Source organism: Oceanobacillus massiliensis str. N'diop, assembly GCF_000285495.1.
In the GTDB taxonomy this organism is placed as follows: Bacteria; Bacillota; Bacilli; order Bacillales; family Amphibacillaceae; genus Oceanobacillus; species Oceanobacillus massiliensis.
In genome coordinates this window covers 75,826-91,527 of sequence record NZ_HE610979.1, presented here as the reverse complement: position 1 = coordinate 91,527, position 15,702 = coordinate 75,826, and the positions used below count along the sequence as shown (strand labels likewise).

Genomic DNA, 15,702 nt, shown 5'->3' with positions numbered 1-15,702 from the left:
CGGAGCGGAGATTACCACAATATAATTTCTATAAACAATTGACAGAACAGCATAGAAATGAGGAAATTCACTTTGGCTCTTTTGTCTTTAGAAAAACTGAAGACGCTAAGACCCCGCTAGATGCATCAGCGTCTACAAGTAACGCTTCGCAGTATGCTTCCTCTGTGCAAGGGAACAAAGAAGCAATCGCAAGTAGTACCCTGGCTTAGTGCGAGCCCGCGGAAAGCAAAGTGTATTTCCGGAGTGGGAATACATCAAATGAATTTACGTCACAGTTTATATATTATAAAAAGAACAGTCTTTGAGAAAACAGCCTTAAAAATGACTAGTTTATTGTTAAATTTGACAAATATACTTGTCAAATTGAAAGGTTTACTTTACAATTGAAACTGAGGTGATAGTAAATGAAAAGTCGACTAAAGGAGCTCCGAGCTAGAGAAGGGTTAAATCAAACCGAGCTTGCCAAACTTGCAAAGGTTTCAAGGCAAACGATTAGTTTGATGGAAAGAGAGGAATTTATTCCATCCTTGCTGATTGCCGTTCGAATTGCACGTATTTTTAATGAACCTGTAGAAAATGTATTTATGATTGAGGAGGAATTATAAATGAAAATGTTAATGCAAATTTTAATCGGTGGCGCTATTGGGTTCATTGTGGCCACGCTTATACTGAATAATTTTGATTTCATTGATTTTGCAAAGTATGCCGATGAAATCATTATAGGTATTCTTGTCATTATTGCCGTATTGCTTATACTAAGTGTGATTCTGTATAGACAAATAAGAAAGTTGAATAATACTGATTTAAGCGGGGATGCGGAGGATGAAGTCGATGAATTAATGTATAAGAAATTTACGGACTATTCCTTATTTGTGCAGTCAAGTACAACGTTTTCTATACTAGCCTTATGTACAGCATTAATTACTTCAGAGAGAATAATACTGATTACCATTGCAATTGCTGGATTGATTCTAAGCTATTTGTTAACGAGTCTCTCGACGACTTTACTGAGGAAGGTATATCCGGAACGTAACTTGCCGAGCCTGTCTGATCCAAACTATGCAGAGAAGCTTCTGGAGATTTCTGATGATGGCGAAAAGCATGTGATGCTAAATGGCTTATACAAAACGTATAGTTTCGTTAATCTTGCTTTAATTATCGCGATTATTCTTGCAGCTTTCTATTCGATCTCTTCGGATAGCTCACAGCTATTCTCTATTATTGTTATGAGTGCTGTCCTGCTGTTAACGAATGCGAAATATGCTTTGTCGATTCGCAACAAATAATCTAAAAGCATGCCCGTCAGAGGCGGATGACATTGTAGGAATCAGTTTCGGTAGCTGGGATAAATAAAAAAAATGAATCGAAATGCATAGAAAAAGTACCATTCTTTCGTTGAGGAAGGAATGGTACTTTTCTTTAGCCTGCAATACGCTTGAAGTAATCACAGCCTAATATTTAAATAGCATGGCAATGAACTGGTGTCCTGCGCCAACAGTCCAGAATAATACATGGTCGCCGCGCTTAATGCGGCCATCTTTTATTCCTTCATAAAAAGCAATCAAAGGACTACTCGTACCGGTATATCCATATCGATCCCCAATGTAGATTACTTTTTCCTGATCCATTCCAAAATGATCTTGTATTTTGGTTTTATCACTATAAGCGAATTGAGAGATGCAGAAGGCACTTACATCGCTTGCCGTTAATTTATTCCTTGTTAAAATATCTTCAATTAAGCCAACTGTGATCGGTGTTCCAAAACTTGCATCAAATTGCTCAAAGTTAATATATCTCCCATCAGCTGTGCCATTAAGTGATTTTGCGAGCCCTTCAGCAGGATAGCTGATTTTATCAATATGTGTCGTTACAGTATGGTACTTTGCATCGATAAATCCAGTTTCTTCTTCTGTTTTCTCCAGAACTACAGCACATGCAGCATCCCCGTATGTTGCATATGTGATCTCTTGTTCAGGATTGGAGACAAGGGATAAATGGTCCGATCCGATTATTAAAGCAGTATCGATATCTGGATTGGACAGCATATAGCGGGAGGCCTGTTCGATTGCGACAGTCATTCCAGCACAGTTTGCATTTGTATCGATTGCCAATGCATCCGAATGTGCGCTAATAGCTTCATGAATATACATGGAATTGGTAGGGAAAGTTCGTTCGGGAACCTGGGTTGAATAAACGATATAATCAATATCCTTGCCTTTCATATGGGCTTTCTCGAGCACTTGTTTAGATGCATTTATGGCCATCGTCAAACCGTTTTCAGCTTCATTATCAATCGTATATCTATCTTTTTTTCCCATGGCCTCTATAAAGCGGGAAATATCTCTGTCTTGTTTCTGGAAATGGTCAAGTGTCGTCTGTTTTTCTATTACATGGTTCGGGTGGTATATTTCGATTTCTTTGATTCTTATATGCGTCATTGTTGTATTAAGTTCTCCTTTTGTTATCGTTAAAAAAAGCTATTTTCGTAAGCGCAGTTGTTTCAATTCGTCGCATTTGATAGAAACAGCGACGTAACAGCAATATCCGATTTCCGCTCCAGGCAGTCGCTTTCCGCGGGCACCGCTTCAGCTTCCTCAGAAGCAAGCCCAGCTTCTTGCGGGATCTTCAGCTGTTGCTTTTCCCGCTGGAGTCGACTGCCTTGCGCTCCAATCCATCAGCATGATAATTGAATATCAGTAAATTGATTTAGAAAACCCAATCATAGGAGTGTATTTCCGGAGCGGAGATAAGCTCATCATCAAATTACCTCGCAGTTTATATGTTTTATTTAAAAATCAATAATCTTTAAGAAAAGAGCTTTAAAAAATTTAAAAAGCCCTTGTTAAGGGCTTTCATGAGCTAATCTTGGATAATTTCATAGTTTGGCAGGCCAACACTTTTTGCGATCCGGTTTAATTGCATTTTCACAATTGCGTTTGCAGTTATATGAAATGCAATCTTTTTAAAGCCCGAACTTTTATAAAGATTAAAGGAATGAGTAAGTGCTGGTGTCATTTCCTTATTGATTACTTTCATATCCGTACAATCTACATTTAAAACAAATTCATCAGCCGCAATGGAATTTACTTGTTTTTCATAGTCCAGGTGAAATTGTTCCGCTTGTTCAGCAGTGAAATCTCCGACAACATTCATCGTAACTGATTTGTTAACTGGCTTCACGTCAATGATGTATCCACCTTTTTCTTGCATATTTCTAATCTGGCTCAAATTTCAAACATCCTTTCTATTCTGTGAGAATCTATCCCCAACAGTTATTTATCGGTAATCTTTTTGATATTTTAAATGTAAAATTATGTCCAAATTAAGAACTTTTTAGAGAAAAGCAATTTCTTATGGAGATACTTTTTCAGCATAGGAAAAATTTACATAATATGGAATGAAGTATAAAAGTTTGTAGAGAATAGATGGTAGCTAATTAAATAGTTCACGGATTGACAAATAAATCGTTCACTGATATAGTAAACTGACGAACGTTCGGAAGGGTGTAGGGATGACTGCAGATCAAATAAAAGAGATAGCGTTAATACACTTTACGGAAAATGGCTACGAAGGCACATCAATGGCACAGATTGCGAATGATGTGGGTATTAAAAAACAATCGATTTATACGCATTTTAAAGGAAAAGATGAACTCTTTCTGCGGGTATATAAGGATGTATTTGCTTCAGAATTGAATTTCGTACTGGATTTTATAGAAAATAATCAAACGCGGTCAATCGAGGAATTCCTCTATGATTTCTTACTGGATTATAGGTCGAGATATGAGGGGAATGTAAACACGAAATTCTGGCTGCGCATATCATTTTTTCCTCCAATGCATTTGGAGCAAGAGGTATTGGAATATTCGTATGCATATCTGGATAAACTGGAGGGTCTGCTCGTTCCGATTATGGAAAAAGCGATTGAGAAAAAGGAGATTAGCTCTGATATTGATGCCGGGCTTGCCACGGCAGCGTTCTTAGGTGTGTTAGATGGAATTGTTGTTGAAATGTTGTATGGTGGACCCGAACGATTAGTGAAAAGATTAGCTGCCTCGTGGCATTTCTACTGGCGAGGATTATCAAAAGATTAGCTGCTTCTGGAGGGAACTGTATGAATCGAAATTGGATACTTATTATAATTGCGGGACTTATTGAAGTTTTTTGGGCGGTTGGGCTAAAGTATTCAACGAACTGGATTTCCTGGATAGTAACAATTTCCTTCATTTATTTATCGTTTGTCGTGCTGATTGAAGCTACTAAAAAGGTGCCAGTAGCTACGGCATATGCCGCCTTTACAGGAATCGGTACGGTTGGAACAGTCTTGACAGAGATCATGCTATTTGGCGAGGAGTTTAGCTGGATTAAAATATGTTTTATCTGCCTGCTATTAGCTGGTGTCGTAGGATTACACCTGATAACGACCGAATCAGGGGAGAAAGAGGGTGTATCCTAAATGGGCTGGATATACCTCATTTTAGCTGGCTGCTTTGAAGTGGTTGGTGTAACAGGGATGAATAAAGTGATTAAAAACAAAAATGTACAAGCATATATGATTTTATTTACTGGATTTATCTTCAGCTTTGGATTCCTAAGTCTGGCGATGAGAACCCTTCCCTTGGGCTTGTCTTATGCAGTGTGGACAGGGATTGGAACAGTAGGAGGCACCATCGTCGGGATGCTCTATTATGGAGATTCGAAAGACTGGCGGCGAATTCTGTTCATAGCAATGATTGTAATCGCGGTAATGGGCTTGAAATTGACATCATCATAGATGCGTAGGATAGGGAAGCAATCGACTGCCGGGATTCCCTAAATAACTATCATTTGAAATGCGAGATAGATAGATTAATCCGATTCGTGGTGATGGATATGTATCGGATCTTTATTCAATTGTTGATTGTTAAATTCGTGTCCGACGATTACTATCACAATCATAGCTGCAATGATGCAGGCGATAAGGAGTGATATTTTTTTTAATTGACTGCCGCTAGCTTCCGTCTTTTTTAAAATCCCCGCGCCCTGTTTAATCGCTTTGCCAAGCAGATTCAGAGAAATAAATGCGAGGATAACAAGGAAACAACTCATGATTAGGATGGAATTGTCCAGAAGCATTTCTCCGATCATTGCTCCCATCGTTCCGCCCATAAGGCCCCCCATTATTCCTTCCAGTATGGCCAATTGATTAAAAGGCATTCCAATAATAACTCCAGCGCCAATACCGATTACTGCTGCGAGAAAAGTATTTAATGTATAATCCAAGTTAAGGGCAAGCACAGTACCAGCCAGAAAACCGGCCATGGCCCCCAACATCATCGAAGCCATCATTCCAACTTCACAGGAAAGTTTTTTCCGCACGGGCATGATTAAGTTGAATGCTTTCAGTGTTAAGTAGCTAATAATCCCAAAGACTAGCACTTGCATGATTATAACCATCGCTCATCTCTCATTCCTTTTTTAGTATCTTTCTATCTATCTCTCTTTTAGTCTAGCTGCGCTTTGCTTCGTTCAGCTATGACTTTTCAGAAATTGTTCAGCCCTTGGGCAGACAGTTTACTAAAGCGCAATAAAAGTCGCATAAAAAGGCTTATAACCATACTATCTTATTAATAAAAGCACATACTTATTCGAAATATAATAAATCAGCTTGATGAACTGCAAATGCCCGTATTAAAAGCCCTCCAATTGGAATATTAAAGGGCTTTGGATTCGACATTTGAGCTAGGTGGCGGGTAATTTTTCAAAATACATTCCGTTTCGGAGGCTGCAATACTTCATTTTGTAACTTTAATGAATGTTCCAGAAATCGTACTTCTGTAACATATCGTTTAATTTTCGGCGTGATGAAATGGAGCCTGATCTTATCTTTTCCCGACTGGTCAAAAGAATAAAATACAACGACATCGATACTTGCTTTACTACTTCTTTCCTTATTAGCTTCACTATGGTGGACAAGGTATTTGACAAGGCCATTTAATCCTGGCCGCATGAGATTTTCGTATCCGAGATCAGAAAACTGCTTTATAATATGGATTTTTTGTGTACGAAGATAAGCTATAATACTGGATTCAATTGCTGCAGTCTGTTGCATATCAGCTGGCATTCGCTGGGTATAGAAAATTCCCGATTTGAGCTGTTTGTCCATATACATATACGTACCCTCCATCTAATGAAAAACATGTCCCTATCAGTAATAAACATGTCCGGTGAAATCTATACATTTTATGATGGAGGGAAGGAATATCTTTGGATTATAATAGCTAAGACGGAAGGCAGAATCTGCTGGCAACAACGGAACTATGAAACTATGATATAATTCATTATGAATTCATTCATTCAGGAGGAAATTATGTCACAGGCAGGTACAACTTTACAACCGCAACAAACCAATCATAAAAGAATGATTTGGTTTGTCATTATATTTATACTTATTGCAGCAGCTGGTTTACTCTACGTGAAATGGTGGCCGTATTATCATAAATCCTTGCTCGCGGCGGATACCCATTCGATTGGTTCATCTATATTAGGGGATCTTTCAACGATGACCCCATCATGGGAAGCGGCACTGGATTATGCCATTGTTTATTTCGAATCCGTATGGAAGGCAGCCATACTGGGCATCTTGCTTGGCTCCTTGATACAAGTCCTCTTGCCGGCGCAATGGCTTCTCAAAGTACTGGGTAAATCATCCTTTGGAAGTACGGCTATTGCTGGGATGGCCTCTATCCCTGGTATGATGTGCACATGCTGCGCAGCCCCCATGGCAGTAGGGCTTCGTAAAAAGAATGTTTCTGTAGGTGCAGCAATGGCCTTTTGGATAGGTAATCCAATGATCAATCCTGCAACACTTATTTTCATGACATTTGTGCTGTCTTGGGAATTTACAGTGATGCGTCTGATTGTTGGTCTTATGTTAACGTTTGGGGTTAGCTATTTGGCAAATCGTTTCGTGAAGGATGCAGAACCAATTGATGTAGATCAGATGATTACAGATGCCAAGCCAAAGGGAAGCTTTCTCTCAAGATGGGGCAGGAGCATGGGTAGTATGATTCTCTATATTGTTCCTGCATATGTTTTGTCGGTATTGCTTTTAGGTGCCGGGCGCGTATGGCTCTTCCCGCAGCTGAGTGAATCAAGTGCAAATAGTATGATTGCCATCCTTATTTTTGCAATCGCTGGAATGCTGTTTGTTATTCCAACAGCAGCCGAAATTCCAATAATACAAACGTTTATGGCTCTTGGCTTTGGGGGAGGACCTGCGGCAGCATTATTGATTACACTGCCTGCAATCAGTTTGCCATCACTCTTGATTGTATCCAAGTCATTCCCGAAAAAAGCATTATTCTTTGTTGCTGGATCGGTAGTCATTTTTGGTGTGATAAGTGGTTTGGTAGGATCGATGATTTTTTAATAAGTAGAGTAAAAAACTGGAAACAGTGCATAAGGCACTCGTTTCCAGTTTTTTTATGGTCTAAGATAAAAGCTGGCTTCTTCTGGATTTGTTTCTGACACAGCAACGGAGGAAGTAGTTTCATGTGTAAGTAAATGAAGGTAGCGTATATCCCGAAGTCTTTTTTACTGAGAATTGTTGTTTCTAACCTCGCAGTTGATAGAAACAGCGACGTAACAGCAACGCCTATTTCCGCTCCGGACAGTCGCTTTCCGCGGCGGACGCTCTCAGCTTCCTCGGAAGCAAGCCCGGCTTCTATGGGATCTTCAGCAGTTGCTTTTCCCGCTGTACCTCCTGACTACTACCAACCATCTCAAATTATTTATGGATTTATTCCATAAAGAAGTCAGTGACTAAACCCAATTACTGCTCCGGCCAGTCGCTTTCCGCGGCGGGCGCTCTCAGCTTCCTCGGAAGAAACCCACTTCCTGCGGGATCTTCACCTGTTGCTTTTCCCGCTGGAGTCGACTTCCCTGCGCTCCAATCAATCAGCTTAACAATTGAATATCAGTAAATCGATTCAGGATTCAGAAGCCGAATCATAGCGCAGTGTATTTCCGGAGCGGAGGTTACCACACCATAATATCTACAAAAAATTGACAGAGCAATATAGAAATGAGCAAATTCACTTTAGCTTTTTGTCTTTAGAAAAACTGAAAACGCTAAGACCCCGCTAGATGCACCTGCGTCTTCCAGTAACGCTTCGAAGCAGGCTTCCTCGTGCAAAGGAAGAAGGAAGCAATCGCAAGTGTACCCTGGCTTAGCGCGAGCTCGCGGAAAGCGTAGTGTATTTCCGGAGTGGAGATTACCAACCATAAATTCTATAAACAATTGACAGAGCAGCATAGCAGCATTTTGAGTAATAGTGCTTCAATAGAAGAACCGGGATTATTCCTTGTTCAGAATAATCCCGGTTAGTTTCAATTATATTTGATTGACGTTTAAATGGTTCTTTAATAGGTCTACCGCTTCATCGATATTATCGGCTTTGATCGTAATCTTTTGATCTGCAGGAATTTGCTTTGCTGTATGATCATATAAAGGATCATAGTAATATTCGAGCAGGAGTCCTATTGCGGAAGAGTAGCTCCCTGACTCCAAGTCCGATTCAATCTTATTGGCAATCGGTGTATGAATCCTTCTCTTAATTCTTGCGTATGCTTCCAGACACTCCTGTTCGTGATTCCACGGCTGATAATCGTCGAGAATATGATTGATTCTTTCTTCGATTGGAATATCAATGAACAGCTGCAGGCCTTTCTGTTTCTTTTCCAAAACAAAATCTGGCAGCGAAACTTTCCCGATCCGTCTGCTTTCACCTTCAAATATGACATAAGGGGAATCCTGCAGCCTGAGGATACTTTCAATAAGCAGTCCATCAAACTTTTTTTGATTGCTTGGTTCCATACCGATTTGACCAAAAATAGATCCTCTATGATTTGCCAATCCTTCAAAATCTATAACAGGATATCCCTCTGTTTGGAGCCGATGCAGGATGATAGTCTTTCCTGATCCGGTATAGCCATTCAGGACAAGGGCATCGGGTTTCCATTCGACCGTATTAAGCTTATCAACCGTCCAATTCCGGAAGCTTCGATAGCCGCCGTCCAGACGCAATGCCTTTACCCCCATTAGCGAAAGAACAGTGGCTGAGGTTCTGCTTCGCATTCCGCCACGCCAGCAAAAAACTGCCTTTTTGCCTTCTATTTCTCTGAACTTCTTAACAAAACCCGGTAATTTAGCAGACATAATTTCAAGTCCTCGGTCTTTGGCTGCCTGTTGTCCAACCTGCTTATAAATTGTCCCGACCTCTGCTCTTTCTTCATCATTAAAAAAGGAATATTGATGCTGCCGGGAATGGTGGCATCTTTATATTCGGAAGGAGAACGGACATCGATAACCGTAAGCTCTTCCGTATTTTTTAATGTAATTAATTCGTCTATAGATATATCCTGGAACACGTGGTCCCCACCTTTCAGATTCCATAAAACAGCAAAAACCGGCGGGGTCGTCGATTTCTTATACTGCATCATACTTTTTAAAAACTATAAGACATTGATATGGCCAGCATTTTCTGCAGAAACATCACCGATTATTGCTGCATCTACGCCTGCCTCCTGTAATTTTAACAGCAGATCATCAGCTTCATTATCAGAAACGGAAATCAGAAGCCCACCAGATGTAACGGCATCACATAATATCCATTGATCAATTTGGTCCATTGCTTCCGGAAATGTAACATCTCCTTGAAGATGATCGAAATTATTTTTCGTTCCGCCAGGCACTGCACCTGCTTCCGCCAGTTCTCTGACCCTTGAAAGAGTTGGAACCTGTTCTTTATAAATACGAATGCCGGTGCCGCTGCCCTTTGCCATTTCCGATGCATGGCCAAGCAGACCAAAGCCGGTAACATCCGTACATGCATGGACATCAAAGGCTTCCATTGTTTCAGAGGCAGCTTTATTTAAAGTGGACATAACATTCGTAACACGTTCAATTTCTTCTTCTGTCGCCAAACCACGCTTGATGGATGTTGTCGTAATACCAACTCCAATTGGTTTCGTCAGAATAAGCTTGTCCCCAGATTTCGCCCCGGCATTTGTCCGAACCTTATCCGGATGAACCAGTCCTGTTACTGCCAGGCCAAATTTCGGTTCTTTATCATCGATAGAGTGACCGCCAACAAGCGTAATACCAGCCTCTTTCAATTTGTCTCCGGCTCCGCGCAGGATATCCGTTAAGATTTGTTTATCTAAAGTAGAGATTGGAAATGCTACAATGTTCAGTGCGGTTAAAGGCTTTCCTCCCATTGCATAAATATCGCTGATGGCATTAGCTGCAGCAACCTGTCCAAAGGAGTAAGGGTCATCAACAATTGGAGTGAAGAAATCCACCGTCTGGACGAGCGCCATTTCATCATTTAATCGATAGACACCAGCATCATCACTTGTATCCAAACCAACCAGTAAATCGGGATTTGGGACAGCTGGCGGTAAATCACGCAATACCTGTGCTAAGTCAGCAGGACCTATTTTACATCCACAACCAGCTTTGGATGAGAATGAAGTAAGTTTTATTTCATTTGTATTTGTCATTTATATCAACCCTTCTAAAACATCTCTAATGAATATTATAGAACACTATAGGTAAAATTGCATGGACCTGGTCTGGTTTTCTTTATAAAATAAGTGATTTTATATAAGAGAAAAGGCATTCCTGGAAATAAGAAATGCCTTTTAAAGGTTATAAAAAATATCATTAATTAATCGGCTAATTCCAATCGGCCATCTTTAAAGCTGGATTGTTTCAGGCTTTTGACAGGGAAAATAAACGCCCATGGCATGCTTGTTTGCGGTTGAATGATTAGAGGGGGAATCGTAAAGGCATGCTCTGCCAGAATTTCGCCTTTTTCGATATAGCGTATTTTTTGGTTGTGAAATGAGAGAATGCTATCGCCAAAATTCTGCACGATAACGGTCACCAATAACTCTCCTCGATAATTTCGTGCCTGCCATAAGGGAGTGAACACGATTGTTTGCTGATCAGGACTATTTGTCTGTTGAAAAACAGCTTCAATCCGGCGGCGGTCTTGATTGGGCAATGCTTTATCCCATGACGCTTCATATTGGAGTTTTTGCATGTTGCGGAACACCTCTATTTTAAAATATTTTCTTATGTGTCCAAAAATTTCCAAGAGCCCTTTATTACATGACCTTATCCCTTTATAACATGAATAGAAGGAAAAGTTTATCAAAAGGATTATGGGAACTAGGTACGTAACTTGAGAAGTTCCATCATTCAATGGAAAATAACAATATTTTTGGCCAATTTATGGCGTCACATCAGGATATATTAAGGACATATTCAATCACTTCTTCATAACAATAACTATTCTAAAATTATATAGCATATTTTAAGAGAATTACTTAAAATTATGTTAAAATTAATAGATGATGAATCAGTACTTGTTCGTTGTGGAAGGATAGACTGTAATAAAAATCATCGTGAATAGACATCAGGTGCAAGGAGGAAATAAAATGGCAGAAGAAAAAGAAATGGAAAAGAAGCCAGCGAAAAATGCGGACGTTGGTGATAGTATCCATGTCATCAAAGGTGAACAAAAAGGTAAGAAGGGAAAGGTTTTGACTGTTAGAGAGAACTCTGTAATTGTTAAAATCGGCACGCATCCCGTTACCGGTGAGCCAATAAAAACGGTTGTTAACCACAAAAACTATAAACGGGAAAAGTCAGTATAATCCCTTTACTATAAATGATGCCATAAAAAACATTTCTACCTTGTGAAAAGTAGAAATGTTTTTTTATTACTTCGTGCTGTTAATAGTTTTTCTCCATACTCCTAATATTAAAGCAGCCACTATAGTTCCGATAGCGAGTGAAAGGAGGAAGAATAGGGCATTCTCTGCTAATGGAATAACAAATATTCCACCGTGCGGAGCCGGGATGGCACTGTTCCAAAACTGTGTCAGACCGCCGGCAATAGCGGCCCCCAGTAAAGAAGATCCAATAACTCTCAGTGGATCGGCAGCAGCAAATGGAATGGCACCTTCTGTAATAAAGGATAGTCCCATAACATAGTTGGTCACTCCGGATTTGCGTTCTTCTTCCGTGAATTTATTTTTGAAGATTGTGGATGCTAGCGCAATCGCCAGTGGTGGAACCATACCACCTGCCATGACAGCTGCCATCAAACTGCCGTCACCAGTATCGGTGAAAATCCCGATGGAGAAGGCATATGCGGCTTTATTAAAAGGTCCCCCCATATCAATTGCCATCATGCCACCAAGCAGGACGCCAACGATTACAGCGTTTCCTGTACCTAAGCCCTGAAGGAAATTAACCATTGCAGTGTTTATTCCAGCAAAGACGGGTCCAAAAATAAAGTACATAAGGATTCCTGTAATCAATAGTCCTAAGACAGGGTATAGGAGGATGGGCTTTAATCCTTCCAATGATTTCGGTAACCGATAAAGCAGCCTTTTTAATAGAATGACAACATAACCTGCAAGAAAACCTGCAACTAACCCGCCAATAAATCCTGCATCACTATTGACTGCAAGTAATCCGCCGACCATACCAGGCATTAAACCAGGACGGTCAGCTATGCTCATTGCGATAAAACCTGCGAATATCGGAATGAGGAAATTGAATGCATTGCCGCCGATTTCATTGAGGAATATAAAGATCTCGCTTTCACTTCCAAGCACACTCTCAAACAGGAATGAAAGAGCCATTAGAATTCCTCCGCCAATTACAAATGGCAGCATATGCGAAATCCCATTCATTAAATCCTTATAAACACCGCTCCAAATGGATTTAGGTTTCTCTTCGTTGTCCGAACTTTGTTGATCTTGCTCGGCATAATAGACAGGGGCATCTTGATGGATTGCCTTTGTTATTAATTCCTCTGTTTTTTTAATGCCATCGCTTACCGGTCTTTCCAAAACGCGCTTTCCGTCAAAACGTGCCATCTCAACCTTTTTGCTGGCAGCGATGATAACCGCATCTGCACGTTTGATTTCCTCCGGAGTGAGGCGGTTTTTCGCTCCGTCTGATCCATTTGTTTCCACGCGAATATCGACGTTCATTTCAGCTGCCTTTTTCTTAAGGGAATCTTCTGCCATATAGGTATGGGCAATTCCGGTAGGGCAGGCTGTGACTGCCACAATAAAAGGTTTATCCTCTGATTTCTCTTCAGGTGCATTGGCTGTTGCTTCTGCATCTTGTTCAGATTGATCAAATAGTGCGTGTACTTCTTCAGGTGTTGCAGCTTGCTTTAATTTGTTGACAAATTCAGGATCAATCAACATTCTGGATAAAGCTGCAAGGGTTTGCAGATGTGTATCATTAGCACCTTCTGGAACCGCAATCATAAAGAACAGAAATGCTGGCTGACCATCAAGCGATTCGTATTCGACACCTTTTCTGCTTTTGGCAAAAAGCACGGCAGGCCGATTGACAGCCTTTGTCTTTGCGTGGGGCATGGCAATCCCATCACCAAGACCGGTAGAGGATTGAGATTCCCTGTTCAAAATGGCTTCCTTAAATATACTTGCATCATTTATTACACGATTTCGGTCGAGGCTATTAATCATCTCATCGATTGCAGCTTCTTTTTCCGTAGCCTGCATGTCCATAACCATAATGTCTTTTAACAATAAATCTTTTATTTTCATCTTTTTTCACTCCTTTTTTGTTTGTCAGATCATTAAATACGAGTTACATGTACTTCAGAAAGCAAGGATAGTATGTCATCCTTTTTCGCCAAATCATCTGAAAATGCCGTAGCACTGCCAGAAGCAATCCCCATTTTAAAAGCACTTATCGGATCTTGCTTCTGTAAGTAGTCCGCGATAAACCCGGCAATCATGGAATCACCGGCACCAACAGAATTCTTAACAGTTCCTTTGGGACTTTTACCGATATAGGCTCCATCATTCGTAATAAGCAGTGCCCCATCAGCGGCAAGTGAAATGATTACGTGCTTGGCGCCTGCATCCAGCAATTTGGAGCCATAGTGAAGGATATCTTGCTGAGTATTTAAATTCACTTCAAATAATTGTGCGAGCTCATGTGAATTCGGCTTGACGAGAAGCGGCTTGTATGGCAATGCAGCCATTAATGCTTCACCTGTTGTATCGATAACGAATTCTGCGCGGCTCTGGGAAATGCTCTCAATTATCGATTGATAATAGTTATCCGGCAAAGATGGTGGCTTACTGCCAGAGAGAATAACCGTGTCTTTACTTCCTGTACGGTCCATTTGATGGAGAAGCTGATCTGCTTCTTCCTTCGTTATGGAAGGTCCGCGTCCATTAATCTCGGTCTCAGTTCCAGACTTCAGCTTGATATTTATCCGTGTATCCCCGTTTATCTGGATGAAATCAGTCATAACATGATCGTTTTCCAGCCAGTTTGCTATAAAATCACCTGTAAATCCTCCTATAAAACCGAGTGCGGTTGTCTCCATTTCTAATTCATGCAATATGCGGGAAACATTTATCCCTTTGCCTCCAGGGAGCTTGAAATCATTCTCCATATAATTCAATGCATCGGTTTTAAAGTTATTGACTGGAACGATGTAATCGATGGATGGGTTTAATGTAATGGTATATATCATTGACTTGCCTCCAAAATAATGGTTTTTTCGTGGTATTGCTGTTGTCTTGGCACTTTGTCCGTTATAATCGAAACTTCTTCAAGGCTGCATACCTTGGCAAAATTTACCTTATTCCACTTGCTCTCATCTGCCAGCACGTAGGTTACTGAGGATTGATGGTGGGCAAGAGCCTTTATGGAGGCTTCTTCTGGATCAGGCGTTGTACAGCCAAACGTGATGTCGATACCGTTAGTTCCCAAAAAAGCTTTTGTAAAGCGATAATTCTGCAGCTCACTTAAGCTGTTTGCTCCAATAATAGCCTTTGTTGAATTTTTTACGCTTCCTCCAAGCTGAATAATGTAAATGTTTCTATCTGCCAGTAATGAAGCATGGAGGAGTCCGTTTGTCACGACTGTTATATTCTCTGCGTTTATATAATGTATCATTGCTAAAGTTGTTGTCCCTGCATCCATATAGATGACATCATTGTCCTCAATCAGAGATGCAGCAAATTTTCCAATCAAATTTTTATTGTGAACGTTTTTGACTGTTTTCTCATTGTAGGATAATTCCTTATCCAATTGATAGATTCTTTTGGCCCCGCCATGAATCCGCATAAGCGCTCCGGATTTCTCCAAATTGGCAAGGTCTCTTCTTATGGTAGATTCTGAACAATTGAGCTCATCCATGAGATCAGCAGATTTTACTAAACCGTTTTCATTTAACTGACTTAAAATAAATGAATGTCGTTCTTCTGTTATCATATTATTCCTCCTACCAGTATAATAACACCAAAAACGTTCAAAAACAATCATAAAAGAAAGCGATTTCTTGTATTATTTTGGCTCTTTTCGTAAGTATTGCTGTTATTTCTAACTTTGTATTTGATAGAAACTGCGACATAAAAGCAACACTCGATTTCCGCTCTGGACAGTCGCTTTTCGCGGGCACCGCTTCAGCTTCCTCAGAAGCAAGCCCGGCTTCTTGCGGGATCTTCAGCTGTTGCTTTTCCCTCTGGAGTCGACTGCCCTGAGCTCCAATCAATCAGCTTAATAATCGAATATCAGTAATTTGATTCAGAAAGCCAAATCTTAGCGCAGGGAATACACGGAGACTCCAGCGGGAAAGCGAAGACG

18 protein-coding genes and 1 pseudogene are annotated in these 15,702 nt (G+C 40.4%); 9 read left to right on the top strand and 10 right to left on the bottom strand.

Going from position 1 to position 15,702, the window contains the following annotated elements:
- From OMHG_RS19105 to OMHG_RS14010, 3 genes are all read left to right on the top strand, one after another.
- Window positions 1–209, top strand: a 209-nt coding sequence (locus OMHG_RS19105; RefSeq protein ID WP_010651520.1) for a hypothetical protein, incomplete at its 5' end; no start/stop codon positions are given.
- A gap of 195 nt (window positions 210–404) precedes the next feature.
- A complete protein-coding gene (locus OMHG_RS14015; RefSeq protein ID WP_010651519.1) occupies window positions 405–605 on the top strand; it encodes a helix-turn-helix transcriptional regulator in 201 nt (66 codons plus the stop codon).
- Window positions 606–1,286 (top strand): DUF3169 family protein, encoded by a 681-nt coding sequence (locus tag OMHG_RS14010; protein ID WP_010651518.1) that lies wholly within the window; start codon window positions 606–608, stop codon window positions 1,284–1,286.
- Window positions 1,287–1,451: 165 nt separating this feature from the next.
- Here the strand turns inward: OMHG_RS14010 and OMHG_RS14005 are convergent, their stop codons facing one another.
- The gene (locus tag OMHG_RS14005; protein WP_010651517.1) at window positions 1,452–2,438 is read right to left on the bottom strand and encodes a 3-oxoacyl-[acyl-carrier-protein] synthase III C-terminal domain-containing protein; all 987 of its coding nucleotides are present in this window, start codon (window positions 2,436–2,438) and stop codon (window positions 1,452–1,454) included.
- A gap of 421 nt (window positions 2,439–2,859) precedes the next feature.
- Window positions 2,860–3,228, bottom strand: a complete 369-nt coding sequence (locus OMHG_RS14000) for a hypothetical protein (RefSeq protein ID WP_010651516.1) — start codon at window positions 3,226–3,228, stop codon at window positions 2,860–2,862.
- 283 nt (window positions 3,229–3,511) lie between these two features.
- On the opposite strand from OMHG_RS14000, the gene OMHG_RS13995 reads away from it, so the two are divergent.
- Genes OMHG_RS13995 through OMHG_RS13985 form a run of 3 tightly spaced genes read left to right on the top strand, consistent with a single transcriptional unit; the run spans window position 3,512 to window position 4,773 of the window.
- A complete protein-coding gene (locus OMHG_RS13995; RefSeq protein ID WP_010651515.1) occupies window positions 3,512–4,093 on the top strand; it encodes a TetR/AcrR family transcriptional regulator in 582 nt (193 codons plus the stop codon).
- 20 nt (window positions 4,094–4,113) lie between these two features.
- Window positions 4,114–4,455, top strand: a complete 342-nt coding sequence (locus tag OMHG_RS13990; protein WP_010651514.1) for a DMT family transporter — start codon at window positions 4,114–4,116, stop codon at window positions 4,453–4,455.
- Window positions 4,456–4,773, top strand: a complete 318-nt coding sequence (locus OMHG_RS13985; RefSeq protein ID WP_010651513.1) for a DMT family transporter — start codon at window positions 4,456–4,458, stop codon at window positions 4,771–4,773. It begins immediately after the preceding gene.
- A 74-nt stretch (window positions 4,774–4,847) separates the two neighbouring features.
- Here OMHG_RS13985 and OMHG_RS13980 read toward each other — a convergent pair whose 3' ends face one another.
- Window positions 4,848–5,435, bottom strand: coding sequence for a hypothetical protein (locus tag OMHG_RS13980; protein ID WP_010651512.1), 588 nt, complete (start codon window positions 5,433–5,435; stop codon window positions 4,848–4,850).
- Window positions 5,436–5,739: 304 nt separating this feature from the next.
- Entirely contained in the window at window positions 5,740–6,150 is a 411-nt protein-coding gene (locus tag OMHG_RS13975; protein ID WP_010651511.1) for a hypothetical protein, read from the bottom strand.
- 198 nt (window positions 6,151–6,348) lie between these two features.
- On the opposite strand from OMHG_RS13975, the gene OMHG_RS13970 reads away from it, so the two are divergent.
- Together OMHG_RS13970 and OMHG_RS18445 are read left to right on the top strand one after the other, a co-directional pair.
- Window positions 6,349–7,410 (top strand): permease, encoded by a 1,062-nt coding sequence (locus OMHG_RS13970; protein ID WP_010651510.1) that lies wholly within the window; start codon window positions 6,349–6,351, stop codon window positions 7,408–7,410.
- 134 nt (window positions 7,411–7,544) lie between these two features.
- A complete protein-coding gene (locus tag OMHG_RS18445) occupies window positions 7,545–7,790 on the top strand; it encodes a hypothetical protein (RefSeq protein WP_147629086.1) in 246 nt (81 codons plus the stop codon).
- A gap of 583 nt (window positions 7,791–8,373) precedes the next feature.
- On the opposite strand, the pseudogene mnmH reads toward OMHG_RS18445, so the two are convergent.
- The 3 genes and pseudogenes from mnmH to OMHG_RS13955 all read right to left on the bottom strand — a co-directional run bounded on the left by mnmH (window position 8,374) and on the right by OMHG_RS13955 (window position 11,089).
- Window positions 8,374–9,410: pseudogene (gene mnmH / locus OMHG_RS13965) on the bottom strand (tRNA 2-selenouridine(34) synthase MnmH).
- 84 nt (window positions 9,411–9,494) lie between these two features.
- Window positions 9,495–10,544 carry a selenide, water dikinase SelD gene (gene selD, locus OMHG_RS13960; RefSeq protein WP_010651509.1) on the bottom strand — a complete coding sequence of 350 codons (1,050 nt, stop codon included), beginning with the start codon at window positions 10,542–10,544 and terminating at the stop codon, window positions 9,495–9,497.
- Between the two features lie 167 nt (window positions 10,545–10,711).
- Complete coding sequence (locus OMHG_RS13955; protein ID WP_010651508.1) at window positions 10,712–11,089, bottom strand: SLAP domain-containing protein; 378 nt, start codon at window positions 11,087–11,089, stop codon at window positions 10,712–10,714.
- A 397-nt stretch (window positions 11,090–11,486) separates the two neighbouring features.
- Here OMHG_RS13955 and OMHG_RS13950 point away from each other — a divergent pair, with 397 nt between their 5' ends.
- The gene (locus tag OMHG_RS13950) at window positions 11,487–11,705 is read left to right on the top strand and encodes a DUF2187 family protein (protein WP_010651507.1); all 219 of its coding nucleotides are present in this window, start codon (window positions 11,487–11,489) and stop codon (window positions 11,703–11,705) included.
- Window positions 11,706–11,771: 66 nt separating this feature from the next.
- Here OMHG_RS13950 and OMHG_RS13945 read toward each other — a convergent pair whose 3' ends face one another.
- From OMHG_RS13945 to OMHG_RS13935, 3 genes are read right to left on the bottom strand one after another with little or no spacing between them, the layout of a single operon-like run.
- Window positions 11,772–13,643 (bottom strand): PTS fructose transporter subunit IIABC, encoded by a 1,872-nt coding sequence (locus OMHG_RS13945; protein WP_010651506.1) that lies wholly within the window; start codon window positions 13,641–13,643, stop codon window positions 11,772–11,774.
- Between the two features lie 32 nt (window positions 13,644–13,675).
- Window positions 13,676–14,587, bottom strand: a complete 912-nt coding sequence (pfkB, locus tag OMHG_RS13940) for a 1-phosphofructokinase (protein WP_010651505.1) — start codon at window positions 14,585–14,587, stop codon at window positions 13,676–13,678.
- A complete protein-coding gene (locus tag OMHG_RS13935; RefSeq protein WP_010651504.1) occupies window positions 14,584–15,330 on the bottom strand; it encodes a DeoR/GlpR family DNA-binding transcription regulator in 747 nt (248 codons plus the stop codon). Before OMHG_RS13935 ends, pfkB begins: the two co-directional genes overlap by 4 nt.
- Window positions 15,331–15,702 lie beyond the last annotated feature (372 nt).

Coding starts and splice junctions, on each gene's coding strand:
- OMHG_RS14015 (WP_010651519.1), top strand. CDS start 405: ATGAAAAGTCGACTAAAGGAGCTCCGAGCTAGAGAAGGGTTAAATCAA.
- OMHG_RS14010 (WP_010651518.1), top strand. CDS start 606: ATGAAAATGTTAATGCAAATTTTAATCGGTGGCGCTATTGGGTTCATT.
- OMHG_RS14005 (WP_010651517.1), bottom strand. CDS start 2,438: ATGACGCATATAAGAATCAAAGAAATCGAAATATACCACCCGAACCAT.
- OMHG_RS13995 (WP_010651515.1), top strand. CDS start 3,512: ATGACTGCAGATCAAATAAAAGAGATAGCGTTAATACACTTTACGGAA.
- OMHG_RS13990 (WP_010651514.1), top strand. CDS start 4,114: ATGAATCGAAATTGGATACTTATTATAATTGCGGGACTTATTGAAGTT.
- OMHG_RS13985 (WP_010651513.1), top strand. CDS start 4,456: ATGGGCTGGATATACCTCATTTTAGCTGGCTGCTTTGAAGTGGTTGGT.
- OMHG_RS13980 (WP_010651512.1), bottom strand. CDS start 5,435: ATGGTTATAATCATGCAAGTGCTAGTCTTTGGGATTATTAGCTACTTA.
- OMHG_RS13975 (WP_010651511.1), bottom strand. CDS start 6,150: ATGTATATGGACAAACAGCTCAAATCGGGAATTTTCTATACCCAGCGA.
- OMHG_RS13970 (WP_010651510.1), top strand. CDS start 6,349: ATGTCACAGGCAGGTACAACTTTACAACCGCAACAAACCAATCATAAA.
- OMHG_RS18445 (WP_147629086.1), top strand. CDS start 7,545: ATGAAGGTAGCGTATATCCCGAAGTCTTTTTTACTGAGAATTGTTGTT.
- selD (WP_010651509.1), bottom strand. CDS start 10,544: ATGACAAATACAAATGAAATAAAACTTACTTCATTCTCATCCAAAGCT.
- OMHG_RS13955 (WP_010651508.1), bottom strand. CDS start 11,089: ATGCAAAAACTCCAATATGAAGCGTCATGGGATAAAGCATTGCCCAAT.
- OMHG_RS13950 (WP_010651507.1), top strand. CDS start 11,487: ATGGCAGAAGAAAAAGAAATGGAAAAGAAGCCAGCGAAAAATGCGGAC.
- OMHG_RS13945 (WP_010651506.1), bottom strand. CDS start 13,643: ATGAAAATAAAAGATTTATTGTTAAAAGACATTATGGTTATGGACATG.
- pfkB (WP_010651505.1), bottom strand. CDS start 14,587: ATGATATATACCATTACATTAAACCCATCCATCGATTACATCGTTCCA.
- OMHG_RS13935 (WP_010651504.1), bottom strand. CDS start 15,330: ATGATAACAGAAGAACGACATTCATTTATTTTAAGTCAGTTAAATGAA.